This is a genomic window from Pseudomonas sp. GL_103, assembly GCF_057835175.1.
The window spans coordinates 1,688,028-1,701,336 of the sequence record NZ_CM174420.1; the positions used below are offsets into that span (position 1 = coordinate 1,688,028).

The following is a 13,309-nucleotide window of genomic DNA, read 5'->3' on the forward strand; positions in this document are numbered from 1 at the left end:
GAGCAGTTATGCGGTCTGGGTGGAAAACTACCAGTCGCAGATTGTCCAGGATTCAGCCTCGGCCAGTATGACGGCTGGGCGTAGCTTTCTGGCAACCGGCGGGGTGTTTCTCAATCAGGCGTCGATCCTCAGCGCAGGAAACAACCTCACGTTCAACCTGCAGACCTTTACGAATCAAGGGGCTTCTGTAGGCGACTATAACGTGCGGCGATCTATTGCTCTTACTGCCGGGCAACAGACTACCGATCTGAATCTATGGAATTCGATCATGGCTTACAACGCTGCCAATGATCCTTCCTACGATCCGGGATCATTGGGATACGTCGGCGGCAGCAACCCGACCTTCTCAAGGCCTAATCTCCATTTCTGGAACAGTTCCGGTGCCGAATCCGTAATACAGGTAGCACCTCACCCTGGCGGCAAAAACCTGGAAACCTACATTAGGTTTGGTTCGGTATATATCACCGTGCCTGCTGGATCCCTATGGTACGACTTTGCGCTCCCTCATTACGGCGATGGTGTACGGACCGCTGCACCGGGCGCGATCCAGTCCGCAATTCCCTTCGACACCACGGTGACTTACAACAGCCCATCGTCCTACGCTAATGCGGTCGTGCAGGCGGGTGGTGCAGTCAATATCACCGCGTCGCAAAATCTCACCAACAGTGTGGTCCGCGAAGGGGTGGTCATCGGTTCCGGTGCATCACGCGTCGGCTCGACCCAGGTCAGTGGGCAGCCCGCGCCGACCATCGTCAATCTCAACGCCCAACTACCTCCCAACCTGGCCCAACAGCAGGTCAACCCCCTGACACTGCCAGGCTTCAACCTGCCAACCGGCCAAAACGGTCTGTTCCGCCTGAGCGGGCAGGGCGGCAGCGGTGCCCAGGCAACTCAGGCCAACGCTGCGCCACAAAGCTGGACCTTCGGTGGTGCCAGTGTCGCCTTGGCTCAACGCGACCAAGCAGTGCCGGATGCTCAGGTGCGCGACATCCAACTGAGCGATATCACGCAGACCTCGCTCGCCAGCCGTCAGGTAGTCGCGGACGCCCGTCAAGGTGCCGGCGTTGTCGGCAATGCATCGTCGATCAATATCACGGCGCCGAGCGATGGCGGTGCCGGCAGCGTCGTCGTGCCGGGGCACAGCGCCGATGCGCCGGCTGCCACCGTGGTCAGCGATATAACCGGCGCGAACCTATCCAGTCAGGCAGCCGCCGTCGCTCCGCTGCCCGGTCAGCCTGCCGCCGTCACTCCGCTGCCCGGTCAGCCCGCCGCCGTCGCTCCGCTGCCCGGTAAGCCCGTCGCCGTCGTTCCGCTGCCCGGTAAGCCCGTCGCCGTCGCTCCACTGCCCGGTCAGCCCGCTGCCGTCGCTCCGCTGCCAGGTCAGCCCGCTGCCGTCGCTCCGCTGCCCGGCAAGCCCGTCGCCGTCGCTCCTCTGCCTGGTCAGTCCAGTGTCGTTGCTCCGTTGCCCGGTCAGCCCGCCGCCGTCGCTCCGCTGCCCGGCCAGACATCGCCTGCCATTGCGCAAATCACCCCGGCAGCCAGCCAGACCGTCGCCCGGGTGCAAGGCCTGCCCAGCAGCAGCGGTCAGTCCAAACCGCAAAAATACTTGATCGAAACCAATCCAGTGCTCACCGACCTCAAGCAGTTCATGAGCTCGGATTACCTGCTGGGCAACCTCGGCTACGATCCTGACGACAGCGCCAAGCGCCTGGGCGATGGCCTGTATGAACAACGCCTGATTCAACAAGCGGTGGTCGCCCGTACCGGTCAACGTTTTCTCGACGGCCTGACCTCGGACGAGGCCATGTTCAAGTACCTGATGAACAACGCCATCGCCAGCAAGGAGGCGTTGAATCTGTCGCTTGGCGTATCCCTCACCGCCGAACAGGTCGCCGCACTCACCCACGACATCGTCTGGATGGAAACCATGCAGGTCAATGGCGAGGACGTGCTGGTGCCGGTGCTGTACCTGGCCCACGCCAGCAATCGCCTGGCACCCAACGGGGTACTGATCCAGGGCAGCGACGTGACCCTGATCGCCGGGCACGACCTGAACAACGCCGGTACTCTGCGCGCCAGCAACAATCTGGCCGCCATGGCCGGCAATGACCTGGTCAACAGCGGCCTGGTCGAAGCCGGCAATCGCCTCGACCTGCTGGCGGGCAACAACCTCATCAACCAGGCCGGCGGTATCATCGCGGGCCGTGACGTTACCCTGACTGCCGTCAACGGTGACGTGATCAACGAACGCAGCGTGACCGCCGCGCAAGCCCGCAACGGTGATTTCCGCACCGGCCGCGCGTACGCCGATAGCGCCGCCCGCATCGAAGCCGCCAACGACCTGACCATCAAGGCCGGTCGTGACGTCAACAACATCGGCGGGGTGCTCCAGAGCGGCCGCGACACTACGATCAACGCCGGTCGGGATGTGAACCTGGTGTCCGCGCAGGCCGAAAACAAGCTTGCGAGCGGCAGCAGCTTTCTCGAGCAAAACATCACCCAGATGAGTGGCTCCGTCAGCGCCGGTCGTGACCTCTCGGTCAATGCGGGGCGTGACATCAGCGTCATCGCCAGCCAGATCAACGCCAAGCGCGACATCGCCCTGGCCGCCACGGACAACCTCACGTTGGCCTCGGCAGCGGACGAGAAGCATAGGTACAGCAAAACCAAAAAAGTCACGACGCAGGAAGACCACGTCAGCCAGGTCGGCACCAGCCTCACCGCCGGCGGCAACGTCGCCCTGAGCGCCGGGCAGGACCTGACCCTGCTCTCCAGCCGGGTCAGTGCCGGCGACGAAGCCTACCTGGTGGCGGGCGGCAACCTTGAGTTGCTGGCCGCACAGGACAGCGATTACTCGCTGTACGACATGAAGAAAAAGGGCGGCTTCGGCGGTAGCAGCAAGACGAAACGCGACGAAGTCACCGATGTGACAAACATCGGCAGTGCAATCACCAGCGGCGGCGACCTGACCCTGGTCAGCGGCGGCGATCAACGTTACCAGGGTGCCAAGCTCAACAGCGGCAACGACCTGACCCTGGACAGCGGCGGCAGCATTACCTTCGAAGCGGTCAAGGACCTGCACCAGGAGAGCCACGAGAAGAGCAAAGGCGATTTGGCCTGGAACTCCGCCTCGGGCAAGGGTGCTACCGACGAAACCCTGCGCCAGAGCACGCTGGAGCAGCAGGGCCAACTGGCGATCAAGGCTGCCGATGGCTTGCATGTCGACCTCAAGCAGATCGATCAGAAATCGGTAAGCGAGACCATCGATGCCATGGTGCAGGCCGATCCAAGCCTGGCCTGGCTCAAGGATGCCGAGGCTCGCGGGGATGTCGACTGGCGCAAGGTGCAAGAGGTGCACGACAGCTTCAAGTACAGTCACTCGGGGCTCGGTGCAGGGGCTGTGCTGGCGATCATGATTATCGTTGCAGCGTTGACGGCCGGCGCAGCCAGCGCGGCACTGGGCTCGACAGCCGGTGCCACAGCTGGTTCTGGCACCGCCATGGCCGCTGCCGGCACCTCTGCTGCCGGAGCGGCGACCGCCGCTGGTTGGGGTAACGTCGCTTTGACGGCGGTGGCGACCTCGGCAGCCGGTACTGCCACCGTGAGCACGATCAATAACAAGGGCAATCTCGGTGCCGTCATCCAAGACGTGACCTCCCGTGACGCACTCAAGGGGTACGCCATTGCGGGCGTCACGGCGGGCATGACCGCTGGCTACTTCGATGACTGGACCGGCACCAGCACCGATCCCCTCACTGGCAAAATCACCACCAATCTCAGTACCTGGAAAGGGATTGGTCAGTTCGCGGCCAACCAAGGTTTGCAAAACGGCACATCGGTGGCGATGAGCAGAATCATGGGCCAGGGCGGTGACTTGGGTGATGTCCTGCAAAACACGCTGTTCAATACCTTGGCGGCGGCCAGCTTTAATGCGGTGGGTGACTACACCAAGGACCTCTACGCTGACGGCAGCCTGCAGAAAATCGCGATTCACGCCATGGTCGGCGGCCTATTGGCCCAAGTCAGCGGTGGCGACTTCAAGACTGGGGCGCTGGCAGCTGGGGCTAATGAGGCCGTCGTAGCGGACCTCAATAAACTGGTTCAAGGCAATCCAAGTCTACTGAGCATGAGCTCGCAGCTAGTCGGGTTGCTTGCCGCGTCCACACAAAGCGGCGCGGACGAACACAGCCTGAGAACCGGGGCATGGGTCGCACAGAACGGCACCCAGTATAATTTTGGCGATCACCTGCCTCCGGGTTTAACCGAATATGGGCAAGCGGCAACTACCCTTGTGGAGTACATGCAAAACCAAGGGGCACCAGCTGAAGAGGTTGATCAGGTTGCAAGAGCACTCGCGCAAGGCCAGGGATTTGAGGGCGTCCAACCTGCGAACGAATTCGTCAAGGCGTGGGGCGAATTCATGGCCGGAGAGCTCTCTGGTTTAGGGTTAGCAGCCGTATTAGGAAAGGTCGGTTCTTGGTTTGAAAAAGCGGAAAATGTTGGCACTCTAGATCCTGTTCAAGTCGCACGCCAACGTCAGGCTGCTATGCTTGAAAGAAATCAAGGCTTCAACGCGAGCCCTATTGGTTGGGATAGCTATCCAACTATTGGCCGTAACGGAACCTATATAACTGATAGGGATGCAATCTCTAATATCACTGGGCCGCTTAATTTAGGAGGCGATACGGTTATAACTAGAGTGCAGGCAACTCAGCTTGAGCAGGCAATGGGATTGCAGCCAGGCTCTATGATTAATGGTTTCAAGGTGCGCCAAGTGGACGGAATTATCGAAATGTCTCCGAATAGCCCTCTGCACGGAAATGAATACTTTCAAGGTGCAGGTCAGCATCTTCCGGGAGGTGGCCCGGAAATGGTTATCGAATCAATTTCAACGGTTGATTCAGCGAAAGTAAAAACCATTACTACGGTGATAGTGAAATGATCCCTGTAAAATTTAATGCGAGAGCTTTTGTTACTGAAGGGTCATTATCGGAAGTGGTAGTGAAAGTTATAGATGAAACTGTGATTGAGCTATTAGAGGGCTTAGGGTTTGTTGTCTTAAACAAAGAACAAAACATAATGTCATTGATTGCTCCCGATCAAAGTTTCAAGGTAAAACTTTTTGAAAAGTTACGAGATGAAGGTATTTGTTTTTCCGCGGGCCACGATTGGTGTCCTGCCGATGTGTTTGAATTTTTGAGGGATCAAAAAATGCTGAATGGGGTCTATCGAAAAATAGTATGGGATGGGCCTAAAAAGCCAAGAGTAATCGAGAATTGTTAACTGTAAATCATTTAAAAAAACCGTGGTCCAGAAGCACAGGAATCTCTCCTAAGATCGCTATATGGGATCATTATGGTTATCTAAATATTGTTGAGGTTCAGAAGGGGAAAATGAAAAAATGGAACGGATTTATTTGTGTAAGGATCTGACGCTGATTTCCAGAGAGGTCAACGCTGAAGATGAGGCATATCTGGTGGCGGGTGACAAGCGAGCCACAGCTTTATGCGCTTGTACCAAACCCTCCCAGCTACGTAGAAAAAAGAAATAAATATCCAAAGAGTCGAGCTCTGCATCTTGAGATCGAAGCAAGTTCAAAGTGCAAAACCTCAAGATCTGGACGTCATTTTCTAAGAGGAGAATCGCTACTTGAGCTGTCGTCACAAAACAGAGACTCGGTAACCAGCCAAACGCCAAGTGCGGGCGGCAGATGACTATGCTTTTTCTCTAGGAGATACAACTCTGTTTTCCGGCGTTCCTCTAACTTACAAGCCAGCCATATATCGGTCGCCGAGGGTAGTGGCGTAGTAGGCCTTTAGCACGAAGCCTTATTGCTTCAGGCAAACTCGCATCATGGACAAGATCCCTTAGAAACGTTTCCGTCTGGGTAGCGCTGCGTGTACGTTCATGTACCATAGTCATACTGATCTGTCTTCCGTTCATTCGATTCGCCTTGAGAAAGTTGAATCTAATCTCTACCTAACCAAGAATGATCGGAACACATATCAACAATGCGTCGCAGGTAAATGTGGAGTCAGTGGTGATGAAGGGGCACTTAATAGCAAGTGTCTTTAATGGGCCAGGTGAGAGGCTGAATCTGCTTCCCATGAATGGTAACCTGAACAAGGGCGCATGGAAGGCAATGGAGAACACTTGGGCATCTGCTCTAAAACAAGGGCAGACAGTTGGTGTGAAAATCGAGCCAGTCTACTCAGGCTCCTCTGTGCGTCCCGATAGATTTACTGTCAGATACTCTATTGATGGTGGTCGCCCAGTGATTGTTGATTTCAAGAGTTCTCCAGGTGGAATCTGATGAGTGATCAAGAGTTATATCAGAAAATAGGACAGCTATTAGTTAATGCAGGGCCGTCAGATGCTCAGGAAATAATAGTTAGAGCAGAGCTTTTCTCTGAAGGGGATGGAGGGAGGTACGAGTTTGACTATGTTGATGGGGCTGGTGAATTGAACTGGTTTGATCCAGATGGCCGTGCGGTAGGGGATTTGACGGAATTTTTGGTTCAGTTGAGTGAGTATTTTATTGCCAACAAGTTAACTGCCGGAGCGGGTGTCTGGACTGGCTGTGAAATATCTTTAAGTGTTGGTGAAATGAAGTTAGGAATTGAATTTATTTATAGTAAGTAGACTCAATCTTGCTTGTTCAACACCGTCCCCGTGCCGGTGTTGTTTTATCTGCTTACTGCAAAATCTCCCTTCCTTCGCCGCTCGCCTTAGTCGTGGCTTGAGCGATCAGGGCATCGAGCATCTGCGCAACGAATTTCTGTTGGCTCTTAGGTAGCTGGTCGATGGCTTCCAGTTGCTGTTGCCATTTCGGAGCCGGGCCACGCTTACGCACAGTGGTTTCCTGCTGCTGACCAAACAGCTCTTCGAGTGTGGTCGAAAGGAGTCGGGCCAGTTCTGGCAACGCCGCTACTTGGATGCGCCGCTTACCGGACTCATAGGCTTGAATAGTCTGTTGAGACATGCCAAGCCGTTCGGCCAGTTGGGTTTGGGTGATGCCGTGTTCTTTACGCAGGCGGGCAATACGTTCGCCCAGGGTACGGTCTGTTCCACCTAAGCGGTCAGCCCGCCGCCGTCGCTCCGCTGCCCGGCCAGACATCGCCTGCCATTGCGCAAATTACCCCGGCAGCCAGCCAGACCGTCGCCCGGGTGCAAGGCCTGCCCAGCAGCAGCGGTCAGTCCAAACCGCAAAAATACTTGATCGAAACCAATCCAGTGCTCACCGACCTCAAGCAGTTCATGAGCTCGGATTACCTGCTGTCCAATTTGGGTTACGACCCGGACGACAGCGCCAAGCGCCTCGGCGATGGCCTTTATGAACAACGCCTGATTCAGCAAGCGGTGGTCGCCCGTACCGGTCAACGCTTTCTCGGCGGACTGACCTCGGACGAGGCCATGTTCAAGTACCTGATGAACAACGCCATCGCCAGCAAGAGGCGTTGAATCTGTCGCTTGGCGTATCCCTCACCGCCGAACAGGTCGCAGCACTCACCCACGACATCGTCTGGATGGAAACCATGCAGGTCAATGGCGAGGACGTGCTGGTGCCGGTGCTGTACCTGGCCAACGCCAACAACCGCCTGGCCGCCAACGGTGCGCTGATCCAGGGCAACGACGTGACCCTGATCGCCGGCCACGACCTGAACAACGCCGGTACTCTGCGCGCCAGCAACAACCTGTCGGCCACAGCGGGCAACGATCTGGTCAACAGCGGCCTGGTCGAAGCCGGCAATCGCCTCGACCTGCTGGCGGGGAACAACCTCGTCAACACGGCCGGCGGCATCATCGCGGGCCGTGACGTCACCCTTGCTGCCGTCAATGGTGACCTTGAGTCGCTGGCCGCACAGGACAGCGAACCGACGATGTCAGTGTGTCAGTCGACCTACGCAGCGGATGTTAGTCCGCCAGCGCGAGCAAGCTCGCTCCCACAGGGTTTTGGGGGTTATTGGTCTTTTATGGCGATGCACATGTCCATCTCCATTACGCCGGTATTCTCGTCGTAGGAAGCCTCCACCGGGTAGCGCTCGAAACCCGGACGCTGGTCGTAGGCCAATCCGCTTTCTGGCATCCACTGTCTGCACAACTCACCCCAGGCCGCCGGGATTTCACTGGCCGGTCCTTTGAAGTGGGCGACGGCGTAGCGGCCGCCGGGCAGGTGGGTGACGGCGAACGGGTATTCGGGTTCGAAGTCGGCGGGTACTTCAACGCAGGCGTCGTAGCGGCAATGCTGCGCTGGCGTGGTGCTGGGATCGTCGTGGCCGATGCCGTAGCGCACGCGGTTGAGCAAGTTGTTTTCGATCATCCACGGGGCGACGGTTTCGCGCCAGAAGGTACCGATTTCCGGGCCGTAGGGGCCGGTGTAGCGAAGGTAGGCTATGCGGGCCGGGGGCAGGGTTTTGAGGGTTACGTTCATTGGCTGGGCCTTGATTTCAGTCTGTGATTTTTGCGTTGGCGGGTTGGGCCTCTTCGCGAGCAGGCTCGCTCCCACAGGGCACCGTGGCGAGCACAAGTCCAATGTGGGAGCGAGCCTGCTCGCGATGGCCTCGATTCGGTTTCAAGGCTAACCACCATGGCAGCAGCTCGACTTCTCCTGTTCCCCATATTTGTCGTGATGCCGCACCCATTCCATGATCTCCTCCTCGTTGCGGCCCTTGGGCGTCAGGTCGAGGTAGTTGTAGGCGCCGACCAGCAAGTCCAGGCCCCGGGCGTAGGTGGAGTAGGTGTGGAAGATGTCGCCAGCTTCGTTGCGATAAAACACGCTGAGACCGGGGAGTTCTTCCTCGGCGCCGTCGGTTTTTTCGTAGTTGTATGTAGCCTTTCCGGCGGCGACGTCTTCAGCTCGGGCGGTGACGCCAAAGTCGTAGTTGAAATCGCAGCCTTCGGACGATACCCAGTCGAACTTCCAGCCCATGCGCCGTTTGAAGGCCTGGAATTCGGCGAACGGTGCGTGGGAAACCGCCACCACGGCCACGTCATGGTGGGCAAGGTGCTGGTTGGCGCCGTCGATGTGATCGCTCAGGTACGAGCAACCGGGGCAGCCCTCATCCCAGCCCTCGGCGAACATGAAGTGGTAGATGACCAACTGGCTGCGCCCCCCGAACAGGTCCGCCAGTTTCAGTTCGCCGTCGGGCCCCTGGAAGTGGTAGTCCTTGTCGATTTTCACCCAGGGCAGGGCGCGGCGTTCGGCGCTGAGTCTGTCCCTTTCCTTGGTGAAGGCTTTTTCGTGGGCCAGGTGCTGTTTGCGGGCGGCGAGCCATTCTTCCCGCGATACGACGGGATGGTTCTGAATGTTCATGTTGTTTTCTCCTGCGTGGGGCGGGGAGGTGACTTACACAGCCTAGTCGTTTGGCTTGCATGGATTTCGACATGCCGCCGGTCGGTCGCCTGCAAACGCCCGGCTGAACGGCGGCCGGGCGTACCGGTCACAACCTGTAAGGCCCGTGCAATTGCACGGGCATCAATCGAACGGGCACCGGAGGTTGAATCAGGATGACGACTTACAACTGGGATTTGATTGAGCGCTTGCTGCATGAAGTGCAAAACAGTGCGGGCCACAGTTTCACGCCGCGGCCTTACGCCGAACAGCATGCCGCGCAGAAGGCCGCGGAAGGCGAGCCGATCGAAAATCTTGATCACTTGAAAACGGTGGCTGGCGAGTAGGAAAAGTTACTGTTGGCGCGTGGCTATATCGAGCCGCGACCGGAGGACGAAGGTGGGACGGGCACCAACTACATTTTGACGGCGCGGGGTTCGCGTTTGTTGAGCCTGATCGACAGCAGTATTCCCGGCAATGATCACCCGCGGCAGGTGCTGGATGAGCAGGGGGATGCGCTGGATGAGGTGACGTTTGATGAGGTAGCGTCGAAGGCGCAGATTGCCTGAGATGTCGTTGTACCCTTGTGGGAGCGGGCTTGGTCCGGGCGGCGTTCCGACGAAAGCGATCTGTCAGTCACATCCATGTTGGATGTGCCGACGTCTTCGCGAGCAAGCCCGCTTGTGTCTTGCGTTGTCCTCAGCCTTGTTTTCCGGCTTTTAGGCACTTCAAATCGCTGAAGTCCTTCCTCACACCTTCAATTTTCTTCAGCAAACGTGCGCGCTGGTTCGGCGTGCTGTCAGCCATCAGATCCACGAACAGTGAACGCGCCTGGGCTTCGGTGTTGGCAAAGGCCTGACGATAGGCGGGCGTCCACAACCGCTCACGATTGACCAGAAGTGTCTCGATGCGTTGCGGGAATTGGGGACTCTGGCGTTGGGCAACGGCCGCGCTGAACTGCTTCTGCCAATGGACCCGGTTGGCAAGCCACTGGGTATTCTGCTCGCCCAGGGCGTTGGACCATGTGGTTACCCGCTGTTGCTGGGTAGTGCTCAGTGGCCCGAGCCAGTCGTTCAGGCGCTTCTCCATGCGCGCGTCGCGTTCCTTGATCTGCTGGTCGAGGGATGGTTTGAGGTATTGCTCCTGGCGTTTGCGCCGGTCCTTGGCAAAGGCGTCGTTCATTTCGGCGACTTGCTTGTCATCCAGCCCTTGCAGCAACTCGATGGCCGACGGGGTGATTTCCCGCGCGGTCTCGGCGATCGCCTGTTCGGCTTCGTGGGCGCGGGCCTGCAAGGCGGCATCGGTGACCTGGTTGGTGGCGATCATGGTTTGCAGGCGGTCCAGCCAGTCGAGATAGCCGGGCAATTGGGTGGTGCAGTGCCAGCTGAGGTGTTCCTTCAGGCGTTCATCCAGCCAGCTTTTCTGCTCGCCGTTCATGTCCAGGTAGTCGCTGAGCGTCCACGGGATGATCACATCGAGATTGCGGTAGGCCAGGCCCACGCGGCTGCACGCGCCGAGGGCGAGGGTAACGGTCAACATAACGGCGATATGTTTGAACCAGCGGGACATGGGCGAATCCTTGCGAAAACCGGTCTTCGGGGTCTGATTCTCATGTGAACTCGGGAGGAGCCCGGCAGTTCAAGCCGATCAATAGAACGCGTGTTCGGCCTTGAGCGTCACCAGCCCGTCGCATTGGCTGTTGTGCCCGGCATAGGCCGAGCAACCGCTGCCGCTCAGGCTGGAGTCACTGTAGATCAGGTCGAGGTCGATGCCCATGAACGGGCGGGACAATTTCAGCGACCAATCGGTAAAACTGCCTACATACCCGCCATCCACCGACACTGGCGTATTGAATTGGTGGGTGGTGTATTTCAGGCTGATGCCGACACCGAACGGTTGATTGCCGCTCAAGTCAGCGAACAGGGTGTTGTTCTGTTTGTCCGGGTCATTGCTGAAGGCGATGCCGAAACGGCTGCCGAGCAAGGTCAGGCCGCCGAACAGTTCCTGGCTGTCAGGGGTCGTGACTTCGGGGTAGCTGTAGCGGATCAGGCCCACTTCGTAGCCGAGGGTTTGGTCGAAGGGTTGTTTAAAACCCATGTAGGAGTCGATCTCGAGGTCTTTCCCCGGGCTGATGCCCATGCTGGGCGACCATTGGCCCACATAGAAACCGCTGTCGTGGCTCAGGTCCAGACCACCGTGGAACGAGCCGACGGCCGAGGGTTTGACCAGGCCCTGGGCCATGCTGCGGGTGGGGGTGGTGCCGAGCTTGAGGTCGAAGGCACCCAGCTCACGCTGAAAGATTTGTGCGTGGGCTACGGAGCATGCCAGTAGGCTGGCGAGCAATGCCGATAGATGGAAAGGTTTGAACATGCGTCACTCCATGAACAGCGAGGACAGGCTGGCGGGCCCGCTGAAACGCTTGATCCAGACGTGTGCAAGGATACCGGCGAATGATCGGCAATGAAGGCCGTTCGTCGATTTCTACGGGATTTGAAGGAGTGCCGGAGGAGTAACGAGGGTTCCAGTCCAAGCGCTTCGAAGCTCAAAGCGCTTTGGGACCAGGTGACGCGAGGGGATTACTTTTTGCCCAGGGTGATCTGCTTGGACGGGCCGAACGTCTGGCCGCTGACGCCTTTGGCAATTTGCTGGATTTCACCGCCGGACTTGAGGAACGCAGCGATCTGGCTGTTGATCGATTCGCTGGTTTCGACGGCTGGAGCTGGCTTTGCTTTGCTGGTGGATGCTTTTACGCGCATGGCGGCCATTAACCTGTAGAAAATTAACTTGGCCAGGCATCGTACAGGAATTACCTGATAATTGCTTGGCAAATATCCCCTCGGCATATTCGTGAGGGCGGGGTAATTAGTCACCGGCCAATATTCGAAATATGCACCTAAGCCGCTGTTTTAACTAATAACATTGCCTGGAAAAATACCGTGTCACGCTTGCCTGGGCATGGCGTAAATGCCCGGAACGGCCTGACGAGCGGCCAGGCGCGGGATGAAACCCCGGGGAAATTAAGGGTTTCAGAGGATTTTCTCGCGCCACCGGGCCGGCTGCCGAACGCAGCGCGTAAAACCGGGTAGAATGCCGCCCACGCAATGAGGGTATTGGACATGGCTTTAGTCGGGCGTTACAACAGTTTGCAAGTGGTTAAACACACTAACTTCGGTTTATATCTGGACGGTGGCGCGGATGGCGAAATCCTTCTGCCTAATCGTTATATTCCAAAAGATATTCCTACCGAAGATGAAGACTGGCTCAACGTTTTTATTTATCTGGACAGCGATGACAAACTCATCGCAACTACTGAAAAACCGAAAGTTCAAGTCGGTGAATTCGCCAGTTTGAAAGTTGTTGAAGTCAACAGCATCGGCGTATTCCTGGACTGGGGGTTGCCGAAAGACCTGTTGCTGCCGTTCTCCGAAGAGAAGCGTCAGATGACCGCGGGCGAGTATGTGGTGGTGCACGTCTATCTCGACAAGCACACCCGTCGCATCACCGCGACCGCGCGCCTGGACCGCTACCTGGACAAGACCCCGGCCAATTACACCGCGGGCCAGGAAGTGGATCTGCTGGTGGCCGAAGCCACGGACATGGGCTTCAAGGCCATCATCAACAACAAGCATTGGGGCCTGATCCACAAGAACGAAATCTTCAAGTTCATGCGCGCCGGTAAAGAAGAAAAGGGCTTCATCAAGGAAGTTCGCGCCGACGGCAAGATCAGCCTGAGCCTGCAGCCGGTCGGCCAGGAAGCAGCCACCAGCCTGAACTCGAAGATCCTCGCCAAGTTGCGCGAAAACAACGGCAGCCTGGCGGTGAGCGACAAGAGCGATCCGGCGTTGATCAGCAGCCTGTTCGGTGTCAGCAAGGGCAACTTCAAGAAGGCCATCGGTGCGTTGTACAAGAACGGCCAGATTGTCATTCATGCCGATCGCATCGAACTCAGTTGATCCCACTCTGACGTGTAGGAGCTGC

Annotated in this window: 12 protein-coding genes and 2 pseudogenes; 7 read left to right on the forward strand and 7 right to left on the reverse strand. The window is 57.6% G+C overall.

The window, feature by feature from the left end:
- Positions 1-19: 19 nt before the first annotated feature.
- Both AC3IP0_RS07615 and AC3IP0_RS07620 read left to right on the forward strand, forming a co-directional pair.
- Positions 20-4,942 carry a DUF637 domain-containing protein gene (locus AC3IP0_RS07615; protein ID WP_489327098.1) on the forward strand — a complete coding sequence of 1,641 codons (4,923 nt, stop codon included), beginning with the start codon at positions 20-22 and terminating at the stop codon, positions 4,940-4,942.
- The gene (locus tag AC3IP0_RS07620) at positions 4,939-5,283 is read left to right on the forward strand and encodes a hypothetical protein (RefSeq protein WP_489318792.1); all 345 of its coding nucleotides are present in this window, start codon (positions 4,939-4,941) and stop codon (positions 5,281-5,283) included. The genes AC3IP0_RS07615 and AC3IP0_RS07620 overlap by 4 nt, the downstream gene beginning before the upstream one ends.
- 477 nt (positions 5,284-5,760) lie before the next feature.
- Here the strand turns inward: AC3IP0_RS07620 and AC3IP0_RS07625 are convergent, their stop codons facing one another.
- The gene (locus AC3IP0_RS07625; protein WP_489318793.1) at positions 5,761-5,943 is read right to left on the reverse strand and encodes a BPSL0761 family protein; all 183 of its coding nucleotides are present in this window, start codon (positions 5,941-5,943) and stop codon (positions 5,761-5,763) included.
- A 100-nt stretch (positions 5,944-6,043) separates the two neighbouring features.
- Between AC3IP0_RS07625 and AC3IP0_RS07630 the strand changes: the two genes are divergently transcribed.
- Both AC3IP0_RS07630 and AC3IP0_RS07635 read left to right on the forward strand, forming a co-directional pair.
- The gene (locus tag AC3IP0_RS07630) at positions 6,044-6,313 is read left to right on the forward strand and encodes a DNA/RNA non-specific endonuclease (protein WP_489318794.1); all 270 of its coding nucleotides are present in this window, start codon (positions 6,044-6,046) and stop codon (positions 6,311-6,313) included.
- Complete coding sequence (locus AC3IP0_RS07635) at positions 6,313-6,642, forward strand: hypothetical protein (protein ID WP_489318795.1); 330 nt, start codon at positions 6,313-6,315, stop codon at positions 6,640-6,642. Before AC3IP0_RS07630 ends, AC3IP0_RS07635 begins: the two co-directional genes overlap by 1 nt.
- Positions 6,643-6,694: 52 nt before the next feature.
- Here AC3IP0_RS07635 and AC3IP0_RS07640 read toward each other — a convergent pair whose 3' ends face one another.
- Positions 6,695-7,117: a helix-turn-helix domain-containing protein gene (locus AC3IP0_RS07640; protein ID WP_489318796.1), complete on the reverse strand. Its 423-nt coding sequence runs from the start codon at positions 7,115-7,117 to the stop codon at positions 6,695-6,697.
- A 140-nt stretch (positions 7,118-7,257) separates the two neighbouring features.
- Here AC3IP0_RS07640 and AC3IP0_RS07645 point away from each other — a divergent pair.
- Positions 7,258-7,847, forward strand: a pseudogene (locus AC3IP0_RS07645) (DUF637 domain-containing protein); the annotation flags it as partial.
- Positions 7,848-7,960: 113 nt separating this feature from the next.
- Here AC3IP0_RS07645 and AC3IP0_RS07650 read toward each other — a convergent pair.
- Positions 7,961-8,431 (reverse strand): AraC family transcriptional regulator, encoded by a 471-nt coding sequence (locus AC3IP0_RS07650; RefSeq protein WP_489318797.1) that lies wholly within the window; start codon positions 8,429-8,431, stop codon positions 7,961-7,963.
- A gap of 147 nt (positions 8,432-8,578) precedes the next feature.
- On the reverse strand, positions 8,579-9,313 hold the full coding sequence (locus AC3IP0_RS07655) for a DUF899 domain-containing protein (protein ID WP_489327099.1): 735 nt from the start codon (positions 9,311-9,313) through the stop codon (positions 8,579-8,581).
- A 194-nt stretch (positions 9,314-9,507) separates the two neighbouring features.
- Between AC3IP0_RS07655 and AC3IP0_RS07660 the strand changes: the two are divergent.
- Positions 9,508-9,900: pseudogene (locus AC3IP0_RS07660) on the forward strand (transcriptional regulator).
- Positions 9,901-10,030: 130 nt separating this feature from the next.
- Here the strand turns inward: AC3IP0_RS07660 and AC3IP0_RS07665 are convergent.
- From AC3IP0_RS07665 to AC3IP0_RS07675, 3 genes are all read right to left on the reverse strand, one after another.
- Positions 10,031-10,900, reverse strand: a complete 870-nt coding sequence (locus AC3IP0_RS07665) for a DUF6279 family lipoprotein (RefSeq protein WP_489327100.1) — start codon at positions 10,898-10,900, stop codon at positions 10,031-10,033.
- A 78-nt stretch (positions 10,901-10,978) separates the two neighbouring features.
- Complete coding sequence (locus tag AC3IP0_RS07670) at positions 10,979-11,701, reverse strand: TorF family putative porin (protein WP_489318801.1); 723 nt, start codon at positions 11,699-11,701, stop codon at positions 10,979-10,981.
- Positions 11,702-11,907: 206 nt separating this feature from the next.
- Positions 11,908-12,096: a hypothetical protein gene (locus AC3IP0_RS07675; RefSeq protein ID WP_015096330.1), complete on the reverse strand. Its 189-nt coding sequence runs from the start codon at positions 12,094-12,096 to the stop codon at positions 11,908-11,910.
- Positions 12,097-12,447: 351 nt separating this feature from the next.
- Between AC3IP0_RS07675 and AC3IP0_RS07680 the strand changes: the two genes are divergently transcribed.
- Positions 12,448-13,284: a CvfB family protein gene (locus AC3IP0_RS07680; RefSeq protein WP_056721413.1), complete on the forward strand. Its 837-nt coding sequence runs from the start codon at positions 12,448-12,450 to the stop codon at positions 13,282-13,284.
- Positions 13,285-13,309: the final 25 nt, after the last annotated feature.

What these genes read in the sequence shown, in the direction of transcription:
- AC3IP0_RS07620 (WP_489318792.1), top strand. Translation starts at nt 4,939, where the DNA reads ATGATCCCTGTAAAATTTAATGCGAGAGCTTTTGTTACTGAAGGGTCA.
- AC3IP0_RS07625 (WP_489318793.1), bottom strand. Translation starts at nt 5,943, where the DNA reads ATGAACGGAAGACAGATCAGTATGACTATGGTACATGAACGTACACGC.
- AC3IP0_RS07630 (WP_489318794.1), top strand. Translation starts at nt 6,044, where the DNA reads ATGAAGGGGCACTTAATAGCAAGTGTCTTTAATGGGCCAGGTGAGAGG.
- AC3IP0_RS07635 (WP_489318795.1), top strand. Translation starts at nt 6,313, where the DNA reads ATGAGTGATCAAGAGTTATATCAGAAAATAGGACAGCTATTAGTTAAT.
- AC3IP0_RS07640 (WP_489318796.1), bottom strand. Translation starts at nt 7,117, where the DNA reads ATGTCTGGCCGGGCAGCGGAGCGACGGCGGCGGGCTGACCGCTTAGGT.
- AC3IP0_RS07650 (WP_489318797.1), bottom strand. Translation starts at nt 8,431, where the DNA reads ATGAACGTAACCCTCAAAACCCTGCCCCCGGCCCGCATAGCCTACCTT.
- AC3IP0_RS07655 (WP_489327099.1), bottom strand. Translation starts at nt 9,313, where the DNA reads ATGAACATTCAGAACCATCCCGTCGTATCGCGGGAAGAATGGCTCGCC.
- AC3IP0_RS07665 (WP_489327100.1), bottom strand. Translation starts at nt 10,900, where the DNA reads ATGTCCCGCTGGTTCAAACATATCGCCGTTATGTTGACCGTTACCCTC.
- AC3IP0_RS07670 (WP_489318801.1), bottom strand. Translation starts at nt 11,701, where the DNA reads ATGTTCAAACCTTTCCATCTATCGGCATTGCTCGCCAGCCTACTGGCA.
- AC3IP0_RS07675 (WP_015096330.1), bottom strand. Translation starts at nt 12,096, where the DNA reads ATGGCCGCCATGCGCGTAAAAGCATCCACCAGCAAAGCAAAGCCAGCT.
- AC3IP0_RS07680 (WP_056721413.1), top strand. Translation starts at nt 12,448, where the DNA reads ATGGCTTTAGTCGGGCGTTACAACAGTTTGCAAGTGGTTAAACACACT.